Origin of the sequence: Streptomyces sp. NPDC005761, assembly GCF_040630635.1 — a bacterium.
Lineage (GTDB): Bacteria > Actinomycetota > Actinomycetes > Streptomycetales > Streptomycetaceae > Streptomyces.
This window is the reverse complement of sequence record NZ_JBEXXX010000006.1, coordinates 207,899-226,020: the sequence shown is the minus strand read 5'-3', so window position 1 is coordinate 226,020 and position 18,122 is coordinate 207,899. Positions and strand designations below refer to the sequence as shown.

Sequence of the window (18,122 nt, the reverse complement as noted above, 5' to 3'; positions counted from 1 at the left end):
TTGCCATCCTTTTGAGGGGGACCGTGCGGCCAGGATGGAAGCATGACTACAACGAACACCCCCGAGAACCCCGGCTCCACTCACCCGGCGGCCACCACGGACGCCACCGCCCCGGGCGGCGCCCCTTCGATGCTCGCCCTGCACCAGACGGCCCTCGGAGGCCCCGAGGTCCTGCGGCTGACCGAGCTTCCGCGACCCGTGCCCGGCCCCGGCCAGATTCTGATCGCCGTGCACGCCGCCGGGCTCAACCCCACGGACTTCAAGCATCGCGCCTTGGGTATCTTCCTGCCGCCCCCGCCGCTGACCCTCGGCTGGGACGTCTCCGGCACCGTGGTGGAGGCCGGCTACGGCGTCACTCTCTTCAAACCCGGCGACGAGGTGTTCGGGATGCTGCCCTATCCGTACGGGGCTGGCTCCCACGCCGAGTACGTGACCGGCCCCACTCGCGCTTTCGCCGCCAAGCCGGCGGGGATCGGGCACGTCGAGGCGGCCGCTCTGCCGCTGGCCGCGCTCACCGCCTGGCAGGCGCTCGTCGACACGGCGGGTCTCCGGGCCGGGCAGCGGGTGCTGATCCACGCCGCCGCCGGCGGCGTCGGCCACCTCGCCGTACAGCTCGCCAAGGAGCTCGGCGCGCATGTCACGGGGACGGCGAGCGCCCCGAAGCACGACTTTCTGCGCGAGATCGGCGCGGACGCCTGCGTGGACTACCGCTCCGAAGACTTCACCGCCACCGACGAGCGCTACGACGTCGTCCTCGACTCCCTCGGCGGAGAGACCGCCACCCGTTCCGCGAACGTACTCCGCCCCGGTGGCGTCGTCGTCTCCCTGCTGCCGGTCGCCGAGGACACCCAGGCCGCGGCGGAGAAGGCACAGGCCCGCGCGGTCACCCTGCTCGTCGAGCACGACCGGGCCGGGATGCAGGCGATCGCCGATCTCGTCGAGCGGGGCAGGCTCCGCGCCCACGTCTCCGGCACCTTCCCCCTCGCCGAAGGCGCCCGGGCCCACGCCCTGGGCGATACGGGCCGCACCACAGGCAAGCTGGTCCTCACCGTGCGCTGAGGGTGGGATGGCTCGGGGGTCGTCCCCGGGCGCGACACAGGACGGGGGCGTCCCGCGCCGTGCGTGTTCCGACGGTCCCGTGCCACTCCACAGAGACGACCCCCGGGGTCGACCCATCCGTGGTCCGTGGTCGGCGCTGCGAACCATCGCGACCTGGCCATAGCCGTTGTGAGGATGCTGACGCGATTCTCGGCGATTCGGATGGCGCCGGCTGACATTGTGGCCGCGGGCCTGGGCGGCGAGGGACTGACTGGCCGCCCAGGTACGCGGTGCGTACGCCGGCGGCGTTCGCTGCGGTGACGATGAGGTGGCCCTCGCCCCGACATGCATGGGGACGAGGGCATCGAGTCCGCGATGATCGTTCCTGAGGTCGCTTCTTTGCCGTGCGGCCATGGAGGCGGTGCGGATGTCGATGCGGCCGGTGGGGCTGCCGGAGATTCCGGAACAAACCGTGGCGGTGGCGAGGGCGGCGTTCCCGAGCGGAAGTCTCGCGATACGGGTGCGGGACCGGCGCACTCGACATGCTGGGTCATCGGAAGAAGTTGCCCTGAGCAAGAGGCGGACACCAGTACGGGACCAGCCTTTCGGCCTACCGTCCCGCGTGGGGGCGGCTGGGGCATCAAGCGAGCGTCCCGGCTGACGGCCCGCTCCCTCTGATCTGCTGTCAGTAGGTGGCCAGGGCGATGGCGATGTAATGCGCGGTGAAGGCTGCCACGGTCAGCGCGTGGAACACCTCGTGGAAGCCGAACCAGCGGGGTGAGGGATCGGGGCGCTGGAGGGCGTAGACCACCGCGCCCGCGCTGTACAGCAGCCCGCCGGCCACGATCAGGGCGAGCACGGCTGCTCCGCCGGTGTGCAAGAAGTCGGGCAGGTAGCGCACCGGTGCCCACCCCAGGGCCAGGTAGCACGGTGTGTACAGCCAGCGCGGGGCCCCGACCCACAGGAGCCGGAACGCGATTCCGGCCAACGCGCCCGACCACACGATCCACAGGAGCACAGACCTCTGGTCCGGCGGCAGGAGGAGCACGGCCAAGGGGGTGCAGGTGCCGGCGATGATCAGGAAGATATTGGCGTGGTCGAGGCGTCGCAGAAGAGCCTCACCGAGCGGCCCCCAGGTGCCGCGGTGGTAAATGGCGCTTGTCGCGAAGAGCAGCAAGGCGGTCACCGAGTACACGGCGCAGGCCGTGGTTGCCTGCGGGGTGCGAGCCAAGCAGATGAGAACGAGACCGGCGATCAGTGCGGCGGGGACCATTCCGGCGTGGAGCCAGCCGCGCAGCCTCGGTTTGACCGGTTTCACCAAGTCGGCCGTGTGCTTCACCAGAGCGGCAACCGGGTGACCATTCTTTGCGTTACCTGGTGATTGCCGGCGCATCCCGAATTCGCGGTGCTCCCCACGCTCCGAGTCGACGTGGACATGTTTGGCCTCAGCGGCGTCAAGGGGCACGGCTCCCCGTCCTCCCCCGGACTCTTGGGGGTCACTGGTGATCATGCGTCCATGCTAGGAGAGCTCGCAGGAGAATCTGTCGAGAGGCCGGTTGTAGAGCCCATCCCATGTCGCCGGGTGTGGAGTCTCCCGATGTGCGGCCCCGTGCTCCCGCCACCGGTTGAACGCTCACAGCCGAATGGAACAGCTGGTTACGAGGAACGATAAGGGCTTTCGAACCGGCACCCCCGCTCGCCTACCCGCAAGGACCGCCGATGCTTTCTGAGGTCGGCCCTCACGTATCCGCCTCCCTCAGGGTCCAGTTGGAACACCGATTGGGCCTGGCTCCAGACCTCGGAGCCAGCCATCTCGATGTGGAGCGCGTCGTCGGCATCGCAGTCGTCGCGGCTGCGCACTCTGGCGGCTACGCGGCGACCGGGCACCTCCTCGGGCGCTGGCCGCGAGACCGGCGAACGCTTCTGGTCGGACTTGTGGAGGTCGTCCGGTACCGCTTACCTGCTACCCGCCCCTATCAAGACCGACGTACTGCAGGCCCTGGCAGGCGGGGGACCGCTCTGGCACGGCAAATCCTCTCCGCTGTCGATGAGATGACCCCGCCACAGCGCGTGGCAGCCGGGGGCATCGGCCAAGCCCTCGCCGAATCCGACCATTTCCCCCCTCTCGAGACGCAGGTCATCGGGGAACTGTGGCTTCGAGATCTCGAACTCACCGCCTGGCACGTCCTGCACGCCGACTGCAGGGCGGACGATCCCACTGGCCGGAGCGCCTTCCTCGAAGTCTGGACGAGCATCTGAAGGTCCGCTCCTCCACCTGCACCGCAACAGCCTCACAGGGCGTACGGCTCCTGAGTCGCCGCGCGGCGAGACCGTGCTTGCGGACCTCGCGGTCGACGGACTCGGAATACCCCTCGACGGCGTGCTTGGACGCAAGGCAGGCGGACATGAACGGCTGGAGTGCGAACCCGCAGAACGGCTACCTGTCGATGATCCGGCCACGGCCCTGGGCCGCATGAGGGGCAGGACGCCCTTCGTCACGCGGACCACGCCGAGGACATTGATGTCGAGGACGCGCTGGTGCTGCGCCATGGCGCTCTCCCCGGTGGCGGCGCCCGACGAACCGATGCCGCTGTTCTTGACCAGGGCGTATATCCGGCCGAGCCGGTCGCGCGCTTTCCCGCTACGGCTTCCGGAATCCGCCTCAGCCGGTCATGCGCTTTCGATCTCCGCTACTGGTGACAGAAAGGCTGCCGCATAGGCATTTGTGACGAGCCGGGTGCCTCATTACGTACCTTCCCACAGTGGGGTAGCTTGCCTTCTCGTGCTCGCCAGAGAAGTCGTGTCACCGGGTACGTACTGGGGCGAGCACGAGAGCGGGAAGGGCTCCCCCATGCGAGACATCGAAACGGTGCTAGACATCGGAACGGACGGGCTGGGCGAGGCCCTGGCGGCAGCTGAGGCCGCACCGCCGGTGGAGTCCGTCGACGTCATAGCCGCAACATTGCGAAGGCAGCTTGGGGCCCGGTCCGTGTCATTCCTGATCACCGACTTCACCGGTGCCTCCGTCGTCCGCCTGGGCACTGCGGCGGACGACCTCGACGTGGAGCGTCCCGCAGATCCGATCACCGTCTCCGGCACCGTCTACGACGAAGTGATACGGACGCAACGGCCGCATGTGGAGGCCGTGGGGGGCGGTGGCTTGACGCGGGTGATCGCACCGGTCACCAATCGCGGGGATGCACTGGGGCTGCTGGAGCTCCAGCTGCCCCACCACCCTGGCCCGGCCACGCTGCAGAAGATCAGCCGGAGCGCGCACGCCTTGTCCTACATCATCATCGCGAACCGGCCCTTCACCGACCTGTACCAGTGGGGCCGTCGCACCAGCCCGCTGAGCCTGGCCGCCGAGATCCAGCACCGGCTGCTGCCCACGTCGCTGGCCTGCGAGGCCGCCCAGTTCGCAGTTGCCGGCGCCTTGGAGCCGGCCGAGTTCGTCGGCGGCGACACCTTCGACTACGTCATAGACCGCGACCACGTCCAGCTGTCTGTCACCGACGCCATGGGGCATGACGTGGACGCCGCCCTCTTGGCCACCCTCCTCGTCGGCGCACTGCGCCGCGCCCGCAGGCAGGGAGCCGACCTCCGGGAACAAGCACGGACCGCGGACCAGGCCGTGGCCAAGCACAGCGGCGGCCGCTACGCCACCGGACAACTGCTGCGTATCAGCCTGCACGACGGACGAACCGAGTTCATCAACGCCGGCCACCCCTGGCCCCTGCGCCTGCGCGGCGGCAAAGTCGAGGAGATCACGCCGACCATCGACATGCCCTTCGGCTTCCTGGCCCCGCACACCTATACCGTCCAGCACCTGGACCTGCGGCCAGGGGACCGGCTGATCATGCTCACCGACGGGATGCAGGAGCGCAGAGCCGCGGACCTCGACCTGCCTGGCCTCATCGAGAACACCCAAGACCTGCATCCCCGCGAGGCAGCCCGTGTCCTGATCGAGCACGTGGTCCGTGCCCATGACGGGCTTCTGCAGGACGACGCCACTGTGATGTGCCTGGACTGGTACGGCACCGATTCCACCCGCCGCGACGCCGACCACGGCGCCGACCTCGCCGAAGCCTCCCCCACAGCCGGACAGCACGCCGCACCCCCAGGGCCCGCAGACCCCCGGAGTTGAGGTTGCCCAGCCAACCTCAAGCCAGGACAAGAGTCCTCTCCTAGCCTAGGGACCGACTCGACACGGATGTGTTCCGACTTGCGCCCCCTCGGGCCTGCTGCCGGACTTGCATGTCAGAGAGGGACCTGAGGGTCAAAAATCCACATGGTCGTATGTAGGGACATCTTGCATGCTGCCCTCAGGCAACCCCGCGCCTTCAGCGACAAGACCTCAGCGCCGTCCTGCCCTGAACCGGCACCGCAATGAGCAGCCGCCGCCGGTCGGCGAACAGAGGCGGCCCCATGTCGAAGCCTGACGCGCTGCTTGCTGACGTTGCCGGCTTGGTCGAGTCCGGGCACAGCAATCAGATGCCTCTGACCGTGGTCGCCGGTGGTGCTGTCATCACGGGTCCTGGCGGACTCGGCCCACCTGAGCGACTTCTCCGTCATGTTCACCTCTGCGGCACGCGAGGACGGACCGCCCACGTATCTGCATTTCCATGTGGCTCGGATTCTCCAGGGCACCGTGGGGATCCCGGAGACCGGCAGGATGTACCGGGTCTCCCGGCGATCCGGGGGGGCCGCGATCGAAGACGCCCACGCCTGGACGATGGGTGGCTGCAGCTACTCCGAGCACTGCCACCCTGCCGCGCCGAGGCACCTCGATACGCGGTGAGGGTCCGACCGGCGCACCCCGGTCGGACCCTCACCGCTGCTCTGCCGGCGGCTCGCGCCTGCCCGTCGGTCAGGCTGCCGCAGGGGCGCCGAGCATCGCGGAAGCCTGCTGCATCGGGGTGCGAACCTTCGTGCGCGCGGCGGCCTGGGGAAGGTCGCGGCAGGTGAAGCCGAGCTGCGTCATCGCCCGCAGGACCTCGCCGGCACTGAAGTCACGCCGGTCCTGGCGTGTGACGACTTGGCCGACCTGTTTGACGGGGTAGGTGCGTCGGCCGATGATCACTGACTCGCCGGAAGCCTGCTCGGGCTTGATGCCCTTCATCGATTCCAGGACGCCGCTCCTGGTGAGGTCGAACGGGAAGCGGGCGATGACACAGCGCATGATGCCTCACAGGGAGAGGAGCGAAGAGGGAGTGGTTCTGCCGTAGTGGTGACGGCTCAGCGGGCAAGGGCGAGGACGCCCAAGGCACTGCCGTGTTCATCAACTACAGGCAGGGCATCAACCTGGCTGTAGCGCATCAGCCGCCCGGCTTCGGCCATCGTGGTCACGGGCGAGGCGAACGGCCCGCGGTCGCCGAGGATGTCACGCAGTTGGACCCTGTCCGAGTACGCGGAGCCGTCACGGGCTGTCGTGAGCTGAGCCCGGGCGACCAGTCCGACGCACAGGCCACTGTCGTCGCAGACAAGCAGATGCCCGGTACGGGCACTGGCCATGACGGACAGGGCGACCTCGACGGTCATGTGGTCACAGACCTGCGGTCCGGCGGTGTCCATGACGTCGGCCACCGTACTGTGTACGACCGCGGCATTCGCCGAGTGGGGCTTCACCTGAACCAGCGTCAAAAGGTGCCTCCTGCATAAGTTGGTCAGCTTCCGGATCACGAATTTCTCATGCCGCCGCGTCGAAGGAGGACTGCCGCACGTTCCCGCGCCGGGCGGCCGAGGCGGGGCTGCGCCGGCCGCGTGAGGACGCGCTGCGCCGACGCCGCTCGGTCACTGGCGCGGTGATCGTCACGGGGATGCCGGAGGGGGTCTGGGCGCCGGTGATCCGGCCGAGTGCCTCCTCGCCGGAGCGGACCTGGGTGGTCCGGGGCGCAATGCCGGCGGCGGCCATGAGGCGGGTCATGTCGCGGCGCTGGTTGGGCGTGACCAGGGTGACGACGCTGCCCGACTCCCCTGCCCGCGCGGTACGGCCGCCACGGTGGAGGTAATCCTTGTGGTCGGTCGGCGGATCGACGTTGACGACCAGGTCGAGGTTGTCGACGTGGATGCCGCGGGCCGCGACGTTGGTGGCCACGAGCACGGTGACATGCCCGGTCTTGAACTGAGTCAGAGTCCGGGTGCGCTGCGACTGCGCCTTCCCGCCGTGCAGGGCGGCGGCCCGCACCCCGCTGGCCAGCAGGTGGTCGGTGAGCTTGTCCACGGCCCGCTTGGTGTCCAGGAACATGATCACCCGGCCTTCGCGTGCCGCGATCTGCGTCGTCGTACGGTGCTTGTCGGTGCCGTGGACGTGCAGCACATGATGTTCCATCGTCGTGACCGCGCCTGCGGACGGGTCGACGGAGTGGACGACCGGGTCCGTGAGGTAACGGCGGACCAGACGGTCGACGTTACGGTCCAAGGTGGCGGAGAACAGCATGCGCTGGCCCTCGGGGCGGACCTGATCCAAAAGCGCTGTGACCTGGGGCATGAAGCCCATGTCGGCCATCTGGTCGGCCTCGTCCAGGACAGTGATCGCGACCTGGTTCAGCCGGCAGTCATCGCGGTCGATGAGGTCCTTGAGCCGGCCCGGAGTCGCGACGACCACCTCGGCGCCACCACGCAGCGCGTTGGCCTGCCTCCCGATCGACATCCCGCCGACAACGGTGGTCAGACGCAGCCTCACCGAGCGGGCATAGGGGGTGAGCGCGTCGCTCACCTGCTGTGCCAGCTCACGCGTCGGCACGAGGATCAGGGCCAGCGGCTGGCGGGGCTCGGCGCGCTGACCGGCGGTGCGGGCCAACAGCGCCAAGCCGAACGCGAGCGTCTTGCCGGAGCCGGTGCGCCCGCGCCCCAGGGCATCACGGCCCGCCAGGGTATTGGGCAGGGTCGCACCCTGAATCGGGAACGGAACGCTCACGCCCTGCGCGGTCAGTGCCGCCAGCAGGGGCCCCGGCAAGTCGAGGTCGGCGAACGCCTCGACCGCGGGCAGCGCAGGAGTGACCGTCTTCGGCAGGGCGAACTCCCCCTGCACCGCCGCGGGCCGCCGACCATGTCCGCTCGACCGGCTCGGGCCCCCTGAACGGCTCGGGGCGGACGAGCTGAGGCGTGCGCCCCGCCGCGAACCGGCGTCGGAGGCGAAAGCGGGAGAGTCGGTCCGGCTGCGGCTGGAGGAACGGCTGTTCGTACGTGTGGGGTTCATCGAGAACCTTCCTTGATACACGGCACGCACCAAGGAATTCCCGCAACGGAAAAGCAGTGCAGGGAATCACGAGAAACGGACCGAATGGAATGCGAAAAGAATCTGGTGCGCAGTAAAATAGGTGCGGCACAAAAGCGATGAATTAAGCGAGTCAAACGGGATGTGAAATCCCGGACGTCGACCGGTTTCCGCCCGCCCCCTGGAGAAGGAATACAGGGATACTCAGGGAGAGCACTGCGGGAAACGCGTGTAGCCGGGGCCCGCACCCCGAGGGATGCGGGCCCCGGCCAGGAAGTACGCGACTGCGTCAGGCCGGGACGATGTTCTCGGCCGTCGGGCCCTTCTGGCCCGGCGCAATGTCGAAGATGACCCTCTGGCCTTCGAGCAGCTCACGGAAGCCCTGCGCAGAGATGTTCGAGAAGTGGGCGAAAACGTCTGCGCCGCCACCATCCTGCTCGATGAAGCCGAAACCCTTGGCCGCGTTGAACCACTTCACAGTTCCTGATGCCACGTCATGTCTCCTTTGGGGGCAGTACGCCGGGGTGCCCGATGCCAGGTACCCGGGTCGCCGCGATGATGCCCCCACCGGAAAATGACCGGCAGTAAAAGCGCTCCCAGCGGCCGGCAATTTCGGCGAAGGCGCTTGAAGTTTCGGGAACCACAACTGCAACTGGGATCGACAGTAGCATGCCGTAACTGCCCGGACACATTTAATAGCTTCGCTCCGTTAGTTGCGGTACAAACACTCCCCGTGTGGCACGTTAAACTCTGACCTCACGGTCATAAATATTGCCCCACCCCGAACGCACGGTTTCGTGAGGAGCGGTAGCTGTAAGCGGCTGGAAGAGAGCAATTTCTCGGTGGCCCCCTCTTGCCCGGTCGGCGCCACCAGCAGCCAACACGCCGCTCGACACACATCAGAGCCAGACACTGTTGCTGCGCGGCCTTGCTCACATCCCGCCCAAGATCCGGCCACAGCCGGCTGAAGGCCAGCGCCCACTGTTGGGGTGAACACTCGGTGGCGATGCAGCCGAGTAACCACGTCTCGTACTTTCGAGTCGATGTTGCTCCTGCAACGCGCCGAAGGCGGAGGTGATCGCGTGGGGTCATGCGGCACAGCAGAGGGCCCCGCCGGGGACGCAGGGGGACTTCGAACCACAACGCACTGCGCGGCCGCCGCCCGGACACTCGGCCACCACGGAAACGATCCAGACGATCGCGCCCCGACACATGCGGGCGGGGGCACGCCGGTGCCCGGCGGGCGCACTGCTTCAGGCCATGGGCAGACTGAACGATCCTGCGGCACAGTGGTGTTCGGCGTAGGTGCGCTGGGCTTCATCGAGCTGGTCTTCGAGGATAACGATGCGGCAGGCAGCCTCGGTGGGGGTGCCCTGGTCGACGAGTTCCCGAGCGCGGGCGGCGATGCGCAGCTGGTAGCGGGAGTAGCGGCCATGGCCGCCTGTGGTGCGCAGCGGTGTAATGAGGCGGGCTTCGCCGATGGCGCGAAGGAAACTCTGGGTGTGGAGCATGGCGGCGGCTCGGCCCCTGGTGTAAGCGGGGTAGCCGTCGCCATCGAGACGGCCGAACGAGTCGTCTGCTGTCATTGCGCTTCTCTGTGAACGCGTGGAGGGGCCCTGGCGCCAATGGCACCAGGGCCCCGAAGGAACTGCTACACCATCTGCCGGCCCTCGTGCTGCGCCGGACTTCTGTTTCCGCTAACCCGACCTGAAGGGCGTCGGGGATACGGGGATCGCGGTTGCTTGACCGGAGACCACCTCACTATCGATGTCCTGCGGTACCCGGGCTCAAGACTTCCGCCCGGGCGATCCCGATGGCGCTCGGCTCCTCCGTTCTTCCCTCTGATGAACTGCTTGCCAAACTGTGTACTGCTGGTGGCCTCTGATAACGCCACGCTCCGGCAGCCAGCCCCGTCGCCCGTCCTGCATCTGCTCTGGCTTAGAACCCCGCTGCCGAACCTCCCGGCACGCGCGCCCGCAGTCAGACGCCTTTGCCGAGGAACTGCTTCAACCGCGCTGCTGATACTGCTCGTGGCGGCCCCTGATCACTGCGGGCCACCCGGTCCGGTCGTCAGTCCCGTCGCCGTCCTGCAACCGCTCTGGCTTCGAAACTCCACCACCGCACCGCCCTGCGAAGTGCACTTGCGTGTACTCCTGCCCGGCAGTTCATCTCTGCCGGGCCCTTCTCGATCTCGGCTACGAGAGAAACCATAGTCACGCCCACCCCCCAATGTCTACTCCGGCCGACAGAGATTTTCGGGTGCTCGACAGTGAGGTAGTCACCTTCGAACCGGGCAAGGTCAGGGCTGAGAGGGCCCGGGCCGGGCAGCAGGTGCCGCACAGAGCAGACCGGGTATTGACGATCCAGAGATGGGTGAGCCGAGGGGCACGATGAGCGTCAATGCCCCAGTTGTTCGCTGGTTACTTCTGCGCAGACGCCGGTGTCGTCCTGGTGGATGCGGAAGATGTCGAGGAACTAGACTGCCCCGGTGAAATCACAGCATGGGCAGGCGAGTTGCCGAGCGGTGCGGCTTCAGCTGATCAGCTGATGACGGCGGCCACCCGGTTACCCGTGAGCCCGATTGCAGAATCGAAGCCATGGGTGCCATGAGGCTGATTCGGCCGGATGACAACTTCCCGAGGGGCTCCAGCGGCACTTCACCACAGGAAGGACGACAACAGTGTGGATCATGGGGTTTCTCGCGGTGGCACTGCTGGTGGCGCTGACTCCCGGAGCGAACAACCTGTTGGCCCTGCGGCACGCCATGGTGCGAGGCTTCGGCGCTTCGATGGTCGGAGTCTGCGGACGGCTCATCGCGTTCGCCATCCTCGTCGTCGCGGTCGTGGCCGGCCTGGGGCCGCTGCTGTCGGCGTCGGTGTGGGCGCTGACGCTGATCAAGTGGGCCGGCGTCGTCTACCTCGCCTACTTGGGCATCACCGTCCTGTGGGCCAGCTTCCGGCGGGGCGGCGACCCGGACGACGCCATCGCGAAGGCCTCGGAGCAGGTGAGGCCGACCCTGACCGCGCTGGCTCGCAAGGAGTTCCTCGTCGCGATCAGCAACCCGAAGGCCGTGCTGGTGTTCACCGCATTCGTGCCACAGTTCGTCGTTGCCGGACACGGCTCCCTCACTGCCCAACTCGCCGTCCTCGGCGCCTTGTATCTCGTCGCGGAAGCAGTCGCAGCCGGAGTTTTCGCCGCTGCGGGCACTGTGATCAGGGCAGCGCAAATGAGCCGCCAGGCCCATCGTCGACTGGACCGTGCCACCGGCGTCGCGCTGCTCGGGATGGCCGGCCTGATCGCGGCAGAGTCCGCCACAGCGTGATTCAGGTGTATCGGAACTGATCACCGAACTCTCCTGGGCCACCTACGCAATCACCGGATGCGGACGCGGATAGAGCGTGCTGCAGAGGCCCGCGGTGCGGGCTGCCCGCCGCCGGCGGACCGGGTGCGGTGCTGCCGGCGGCCGTCACCTACCGGACCTATCGAGCCGTCGCCAGCCTGAAACGCCCTCGGCGCATGGTTCACGAGGCCACCCGTCCCGGCTCCACCTGCCCATTCCCGGACGTCGTCAACACGCTCTGAGCACCGTTGCAGATGTGGCACCAACCGGCTGCGTGACGTCCGCGCCGCGATGGATGAAGTCGGCAGCCGCCCTTTACGGTTCCGTCTTCCCTCGATTCGTCCTCAGCCACCGAGGCGAGTGAGCGGCTGCTCTCGACGAGGCAGGCGTCCGCCTCGCCCGGCCGCAGTGAGGCGGAGGCGAGCGGCAGGGCCGTGCGGGTGCTCAGCCCGAGGCGCGGATCGTGACCAGGATCGGGTGCGGGGGTGGGCCTCTCACGATGACGACGAGCGTGAGCCGAGCCGGACACCGCACGGCAAGCACCTGCCGACGGCCCCACTTAGATCCCACCTCTACTAGTCATGGCCAGGGCGATTTACTCGATAACGCCCCGCTATCCCACTCTTGAAGGCAAAAATCATCGGGTTGATATCGAGATCGACCTTGCTCGAAGCCTGGCGCGGCCCCTCCCCCAGGAGTAGCGTCCGGCGCCACCAAGTGGTCTACACCATCGACACACAGAGGTGGCAGGTGGTTCGAATCTTCAGGTACTGGCTGGCAGCACTGGCTGCCGCGGCAGCCGCGGCAGGGACCCTCGGGGTACCCGCTTCCGCGGCTCCCGCGAGAACCATGGAGGCGCAGGGCTCACCTGCGGTCCTGCCTCCCCTGCAGAAGTGGGTGGCCGGCGACGGGCACTTCACCCTCAAGAACTCGTCCCGGATAGTCGTCGACCGGGACCGGTCCACCGCGCTCCTGGCCGACGCCCGCACCTTCGCCGCCGACGTGGCCGAACTCGGCGGCGCCAAGCTGCCGGTGGTCCGGGGGGACGCTCCGCACCCAGGCGACATCTTCGTGACGACGGGCAGTGCCGGCGCGGTTGATGGCGCGGGTGAAGGGTTTCGGCTCGACGTCACCAAGAACGCGGTCACGCTCCATGGCGCCGGGCCGGTCGGTACGTTCTACGCGGAGCAGGCGGTCGAGCAGATCCTCAAGACCGCTTCGGACCACGCGTCCGTCCCGGTGGGTACGAGCGAGAACGCGCCGGCCCGACGTGAACGCGGCCTGATGATCGACACCGCCCGGAAGTACTGGTCGATGGCGTCCATCAAGCAGCTCATCCGCCAACAGGCCTGGATGCGGCTGAACACCCTGCACTGGCACTTCACCGACGCGGAGTTCTTCCGCCTGGACCTGCCCGGCTATCCCGGCCTAGCGGCCGCCGAGTCGTACACGCCCGCCGACCTGCGGGAGATCCAGGACTACGCGACGCGGTACCACGTCACCGTCCTGCCCGAGTTGGACATTCCCGGGCACGCGACGGCGATGGCGCGCTACCGGCCGGCCCTCCGCTGGGCGTGTCCCTCGATGAACACGATGATCAGCCCGGGCCGCATCGACCCCGGTTTCACCGTCGACATCACCCAGCCGGACAACGTCGCCTGGCTGGACGGGCTGGTCAAGGAGATCGTCAAGCAGTTCGACTCCCCCGTCATCCATCTCGGCGGTGACGAGACACCGCAGACCGCCCTGCAGCAGCAGTGCCCCGAACTGGGCGAGTTCGCGGCGGCACGTGGGTACCAGAAGACCGAGGACGTCTTCCTCGCCTACGAGAACCACCTCAACGACCTCCTCGCCGGCCTCGGCAAGCGCATGCAGATCTGGGGCTGGTGGCCCCAGGCGGGTGGCAGCGGCTCGGTGACCGTCGACAAGGCCATCCGCATCCAGGCCTGGCTCGGAGACGAACAGACCTTCATCGACCAGGGCTACGACGTCGTCGTCAGCGACGAGCACTCCCGGCTCTACGTCGTTCCCTCGTACGCCCCGGGCAGCGGCAACGGGACGTACATCCCCGACGGCAACGCCCTCTACAGCAGCTACGCCCCGCCCCGCTCCGACCGCGTCCTCGGTATGGAACTGGCCCAGTGGGGTGACCGCGCGTACACCATGCCCGACGCGTACATGCTCTATTACCTGCGTCGGCCGTTGCAGCTGCTCGCCTCCACCGCGTGGGGAAGCCCCCGGATGGCGAACCACCTGGACTACGAGGCCTACGCGGACTCCATCGGCACCGCCCCCGGCGTTCCCGAGGCCGCCGACCCCGACGCGCGCCCCGTCACCGGGACCCCCGTCGGCCCTGCGGGAGTCGAGGCCGCCTTCGACGGCGACCCCACGACCGCGTACGCCGCGACCACCGCGGGCGCAAGCGTCGGGCTCGACCTCGGAGCCGACGGTGCCGATGGAACCGGTGGTGCCGGTGGTGCCGTCCAGCCGGTCGCGGCGCGCATACTCCCGCGCAGCAATTCCACGGCCGATCTGGCCTCGCTGGTGGGCAGCAAGGTGCAGGGCTGCACCGACAGCCCGGACAGCGGCTGCCACACCCTGGCGACCGTGGAATGGACCCCCACCCGTGACTGGCTCACGCTGCCGATCGACGGCTCCGGAAGGTATCGGTGGCTGCGGTTCGTGGGCGCCCCCTCGGCAAAGCCCGTAACGGCCGAGGTGCAGTTCCTGGGCACGCCCGGACCGGTCCGGCTCGCGGTGGAGGCACCGGCGACGCTCCGTCCCGGCCACGACAACACCGTCACCGCGGTGATCACCAACCCCACCGGCCGGGTACTCCCGGCGGTCGAGGTGCGCCTCGGCTCCCACCAACTGCTCGCCAACACGGCCCTGTCGGGCATGCCGTCCGCCCGGACCCTCGCCGTACCCGCCGGAAAGAGCCGTACGGTGCGCTTCCAGGTCCACCCGGCCGCGGACGTCGATCCGGGCAGCTACCGACTGACCGCCACGGCCGTCCCCCGGGGCGACCAGGGCCTCATACGCGCCACCGCGGTCAGCGAGGTGCCCCTGCGCTCGCTGCACCAGGCGTTCGACAACATCGCGGTCACCGATGACGGCAATCCGCAGCCCGGGAACATCGACGGGGCCCTGTCCAGCTACTCGGCGGGCGGGCTTGCCGCAGCCGGTGTCACGGCGGGGGGACAGCTCCGGTCGGGCGGATTCTCCTTCGCCCTGCCCGGCCGACTCGACGGCACCGAGGACAACGCAATCGCCCACGGCCAGACCGTGCCGCTCTCCGGCACGACCTCACGCGTCGGGCTGCTGGTCACCGGGACCTACGCCCCGGCCGGCGGATTGACCGGCGACATCACCCTCACGTACACCGACGGCACGAGCAGCACGTCCAGGATCACCGTGCCCGACTGGGGAGCGGCCACCCCGCCGGCCGGGACAGTCGTCGCAGCCGACGGCGGGCGGGTCAACGGCCAGGGAAGGACGCAGAGTTCGCGCGTCGCCCGGCTCTACACGGTCGGCGTCGACGCCGACGCCGACAAACAGCTCGCATCGGTCAGCCTCCCTGCCGGACCCCGGTATCTGCAGGCCAAGGCGCCGATGATCCACGTCTTCGCCATCGCCACCGAGGAGGAGGGATCCTGATGCTCAACCGCACGAGAACGGCGCTGAGCGCCCTTGCCGTACTGATCGCGGGCTCACCGGACGCCTCAGCCCAGGGCACGTCAGCGCCACCGCCGAAGATGGTCTACGCCTCGCCCGAGGGGACCGGCCCGGCCTGCGCCGTGGCCCGGCCGTGCTCCATCGAGACAGCACACCAGCGGGTCCGGAGTCTGCTGGCGGGACGGAAGGCCGACGACAGGGCCAGGGACATCACGGTGCGGCTCGCCGACGGGACGTACCGGCTGCGAAAGGCCCTGGACTTCACCTCCGAGGACTCCGGCTCGGCCGGCAGCCGCGTCACCTGGACCGCGGCTCCCGGAGCGCATCCGGTACTCAGCGGCGCGGTCCGGATGACCGACTGGAAGCTGCACGACGCGGGCGCCGGGATCTGGTCGGCCCCCGTACCGGAAGGCGTCGACACCCGGCAGGTGTACGTCGACGGGGTGCGCGCGCCGATCGCGCAGTCCACCCCGGCCGAGCAGAAGCTCGCGTTCACGGCCGCACCCGGTGGCTACGCCACGACGCCCGCCGACTGGGGCGAGCAGCTGAAGAACCGGATCGGCGCGGCCGCGATGAGGGGTGTGGAGTTCGTCTACACCGGAGGCAACGGTCCCTGGACCGAATCACGGTGCCGTATCGAATCGGTCGATGCCGCGAAGGTCGCGATGCAGCAGGCCTGTTGGGGCAACGTCACCAGCCGGCCCAAGTTCAACCAGGCGTCGGGATCGCTGCCCGCCATGTCCGCGGGCCGCGCCCCCACCCGAATCGAGAACGCGTATCCGCTCCTGCACCCGGGTCAGTGGTACCTGGACCGGGAGCAGAACGTCCTGTATTACGTCCCCGTCGCGGGGCAGGACATGGACGGGCTCGACGTCGAAGTGCCGCGCCTGACCTCGCTGGTGACCGGGTCCGGGACCTTGAACCGTCCGGTGCGCAACATCACGTTCTCCGGTCTGCAGTTCTCGTACGCCACCTGGCTGGACCCCAGCAGCCCTGCGGGTTTCGCGGACGTGCAGGACAACCTGCGCATCACCGGTGACGACCCGGCGCACCCGCAGGCCACCTGCACGTTCGGCACACCGCCCGGCACCTGCCCCTTCGGTTCCTGGAGCCGCGAGCCAGGCAATGTGCAGTTCACCGCGGCACGCGACATCGCCTTCGAAGGCAACACCTTCAGCCACCTCGGCGCCGCGGGACTGGTTCTGGAGTACGGCAGCAGTCACAACAACGTGGAGGGCAACACCTTCACCGACATCGCCGGCAACGCCGTCATCCTCGGGAACACCACCGACCCGCACCCCGAGGACGTGGGCGCCGACGACCGCGAGATCTCCACGCACAACACCCTCGCGAACAACCTGATCCACCACATCGGCGTGGACTACCCGAGTGCCGCGGCCATCACGCTCTTCTTCACGCAGAACACCCTCGTCACCCACAACGAGCTGCGTGACCTGCCCTATACCGGGATCACGGCCGGCGTGGTCCAGGGCCACGTCGACAATGCCGCGCACCCGGAGAACTCCACCAACATCAACAACGACAACACCATCAGTCACAACCTCATCCACCGCTTCATGCAGGTGCTCAAGGACGGCGGCGCGGTGTACGTCGAAGGCCACCAGGGCCGGACGCACACCATGGCGGACGGCACCGTCGACCGGGAGGCGAGCATCGCCCACGGGCTCAGGGTCGAGGGCAACGTGGCCTACGACCAGGGCAACTCCAACTTCACCTGGTACGACGACGCCGGCGCCCAGTGGATCGACTGGCGCGGCAACGTCGAATGGGGCGGCTCCATCGGCCAGGGTGGCTGCCAGACGACCGGCCATCTCGACTTCACCGGCAACTACTCGTCCGACGCCACGGGCGAGTACCACTGCTCGCCGCCGGAGCCCATCGACACCCGGGCCGAGGGGAACCACGAGATCCCGGACCAGCCGGGGGCCGCCGACCTGCCGCCGAAGATCCTGGCCGAGGTCGGCCTGACGGAGCGGTACCGGCACCTCGCGACAAACGTGCGGCCCACGATCGACTACCTGCACAGCCCCACGCGGAGCCCCGGCCCCGAGCCGGTCGACGTCCTGGTGGCCGGGTCCGGTTACGACACCGGGACCGAGGTCGCCTTCGGAAGTACCCCGGCGTCCCGGGTGACCGTCCTCTCCTCCGGCTTCCTCGTCGCCACCGCCCCCGCCGGCGCGACGCCGTCGAAGGTGACGGTGACGACCGCGCGGGGCAGTGCGGGGGCGACCGTCCCGCCCGTCAACGTGGCCAGGGACAAGCAGGCGGAGCAGTCCTCCAACTGGGTCGGAAGCGGAACGGCGACCTACCCGGCAGGCAACGCGGCCGATGGGAACGTCTCGAACTTCTCCGACACCAAGGCCGAAGCACAGCCGTGGTGGCAGGTGGACCTCGCCCAGTCGCAACCGTTGGACCAGGTCGCGATCCACAACCGGGCCGACTGCTGCCAGTCGCGTCTGAAGGACTACTACGTGATCGTCTCGGACCGGCCGTTCACCTCGGGCGACCTCGCCGGGACCCTGGACGAACCCGGCGTGTGGTCGTCCCACCAGGCCGCGCAGGCGGGTCGTCCGACGGCCATCGATCTCCAGGGCCGCACCGGGCGCTACCTGCGCGTCCAGTTGGCCGGTACCGACGAACTCGCCCTGGCGGAGGTCCAGGTGTTCCCACGCTGACCCCCCACTCGGCGTCTCGGCGCCTCTCGCGAACTGAGTGATCCCGCCCAGCTCGGGCCCCGGTGGAGTACCCGCCCCGGGGCCACAGAGGCTGTCCATGCTCTCGGTGGAGCAGGGGCAAGGCGATCCATGCGTCGTGGCGCTCGGCGAGGACGGC

12 protein-coding genes and 1 pseudogene are annotated in these 18,122 nt (G+C 68.6%); 6 read left to right on the top strand and 7 right to left on the bottom strand.

The genetic code is table 11. From position 1 onward, the window contains the following. The first annotated feature begins 42 nt into the window (after positions 1–42). Complete coding sequence (locus ABZ434_RS08815; protein ID WP_359133202.1) at positions 43–1,059, top strand: NADP-dependent oxidoreductase; 1,017 nt, start codon at positions 43–45, stop codon at positions 1,057–1,059. Positions 1,060–1,723: 664 nt separating this feature from the next. Here ABZ434_RS08815 and ABZ434_RS08810 read toward each other — a convergent pair. Both ABZ434_RS08810 and ABZ434_RS08805 read right to left on the bottom strand, forming a co-directional pair. Beyond that, positions 1,724–2,431 (bottom strand): hemolysin III family protein, encoded by a 708-nt coding sequence (locus ABZ434_RS08810; protein WP_359133281.1) that lies wholly within the window; start codon positions 2,429–2,431, stop codon positions 1,724–1,726. Positions 2,432–2,994: 563 nt separating this feature from the next. Next, the gene (locus ABZ434_RS08805) at positions 2,995–3,624 is read right to left on the bottom strand and encodes a hypothetical protein (protein ID WP_359133279.1); all 630 of its coding nucleotides are present in this window, start codon (positions 3,622–3,624) and stop codon (positions 2,995–2,997) included. A 265-nt stretch (positions 3,625–3,889) separates the two neighbouring features. Between ABZ434_RS08805 and ABZ434_RS08800 the strand changes: the two genes are divergently transcribed. After that, positions 3,890–5,182, top strand: a complete 1,293-nt coding sequence (locus tag ABZ434_RS08800; protein ID WP_359133277.1) for a PP2C family protein-serine/threonine phosphatase — start codon at positions 3,890–3,892, stop codon at positions 5,180–5,182. Between the two features lie 281 nt (positions 5,183–5,463). Continuing rightward, a pseudogene (locus ABZ434_RS08795) lies at positions 5,464–5,836 on the top strand (hypothetical protein). Between the two features lie 69 nt (positions 5,837–5,905). Here ABZ434_RS08795 and ABZ434_RS08790 read toward each other — a convergent pair. The 5 genes from ABZ434_RS08790 to ABZ434_RS08770 all read right to left on the bottom strand — a co-directional run bounded on the left by ABZ434_RS08790 (position 5,906) and on the right by ABZ434_RS08770 (position 9,840). Next, positions 5,906–6,217: an SCO5918 family protein gene (locus tag ABZ434_RS08790; RefSeq protein ID WP_359133200.1), complete on the bottom strand. Its 312-nt coding sequence runs from the start codon at positions 6,215–6,217 to the stop codon at positions 5,906–5,908. Positions 6,218–6,273: 56 nt separating this feature from the next. After that, complete coding sequence (locus tag ABZ434_RS08785) at positions 6,274–6,678, bottom strand: CBS domain-containing protein (RefSeq protein ID WP_359133198.1); 405 nt, start codon at positions 6,676–6,678, stop codon at positions 6,274–6,276. Positions 6,679–6,724: 46 nt separating this feature from the next. After that, entirely contained in the window at positions 6,725–8,236 is a 1,512-nt protein-coding gene (locus ABZ434_RS08780) for a DEAD/DEAH box helicase (protein ID WP_359133196.1), read from the bottom strand. 307 nt (positions 8,237–8,543) lie between these two features. Then, entirely contained in the window at positions 8,544–8,747 is a 204-nt protein-coding gene (locus ABZ434_RS08775; RefSeq protein WP_359133194.1) for a cold-shock protein, read from the bottom strand. 760 nt (positions 8,748–9,507) lie between these two features. Continuing rightward, positions 9,508–9,840: a MerR family transcriptional regulator gene (locus tag ABZ434_RS08770; RefSeq protein WP_359133192.1), complete on the bottom strand. Its 333-nt coding sequence runs from the start codon at positions 9,838–9,840 to the stop codon at positions 9,508–9,510. Between the two features lie 1,103 nt (positions 9,841–10,943). Between ABZ434_RS08770 and ABZ434_RS08765 the strand changes: the two genes are divergently transcribed. The 3 genes from ABZ434_RS08765 (at position 10,944) to ABZ434_RS08755 (ending at position 17,965) form a co-directional block, all read left to right on the top strand. Beyond that, the gene (locus tag ABZ434_RS08765) at positions 10,944–11,576 is read left to right on the top strand and encodes a LysE family translocator (protein ID WP_359133190.1); all 633 of its coding nucleotides are present in this window, start codon (positions 10,944–10,946) and stop codon (positions 11,574–11,576) included. A 768-nt stretch (positions 11,577–12,344) separates the two neighbouring features. Next, the gene (locus ABZ434_RS08760; RefSeq protein WP_359133188.1) at positions 12,345–15,251 is read left to right on the top strand and encodes a family 20 glycosylhydrolase; all 2,907 of its coding nucleotides are present in this window, start codon (positions 12,345–12,347) and stop codon (positions 15,249–15,251) included. Continuing rightward, the gene (locus ABZ434_RS08755; protein ID WP_359133186.1) at positions 15,251–17,965 is read left to right on the top strand and encodes a discoidin domain-containing protein; all 2,715 of its coding nucleotides are present in this window, start codon (positions 15,251–15,253) and stop codon (positions 17,963–17,965) included. Before ABZ434_RS08760 ends, ABZ434_RS08755 begins: the two co-directional genes overlap by 1 nt. Positions 17,966–18,122 lie beyond the last annotated feature (157 nt).

What these genes read in the sequence shown, in the direction of transcription:
- ABZ434_RS08815 (WP_359133202.1), top strand. Translation starts at nt 43, where the DNA reads ATGACTACAACGAACACCCCCGAGAACCCCGGCTCCACTCACCCGGCG.
- ABZ434_RS08810 (WP_359133281.1), bottom strand. Translation starts at nt 2,431, where the DNA reads ATGCGCCGGCAATCACCAGGTAACGCAAAGAATGGTCACCCGGTTGCC.
- ABZ434_RS08800 (WP_359133277.1), top strand. Translation starts at nt 3,890, where the DNA reads ATGCGAGACATCGAAACGGTGCTAGACATCGGAACGGACGGGCTGGGC.
- ABZ434_RS08790 (WP_359133200.1), bottom strand. Translation starts at nt 6,217, where the DNA reads ATGCGCTGTGTCATCGCCCGCTTCCCGTTCGACCTCACCAGGAGCGGC.
- ABZ434_RS08780 (WP_359133196.1), bottom strand. Translation starts at nt 8,236, where the DNA reads ATGAACCCCACACGTACGAACAGCCGTTCCTCCAGCCGCAGCCGGACC.
- ABZ434_RS08770 (WP_359133192.1), bottom strand. Translation starts at nt 9,840, where the DNA reads ATGACAGCAGACGACTCGTTCGGCCGTCTCGATGGCGACGGCTACCCC.
- ABZ434_RS08765 (WP_359133190.1), top strand. Translation starts at nt 10,944, where the DNA reads ATGGGGTTTCTCGCGGTGGCACTGCTGGTGGCGCTGACTCCCGGAGCG.
- ABZ434_RS08755 (WP_359133186.1), top strand. Translation starts at nt 15,251, where the DNA reads ATGCTCAACCGCACGAGAACGGCGCTGAGCGCCCTTGCCGTACTGATC.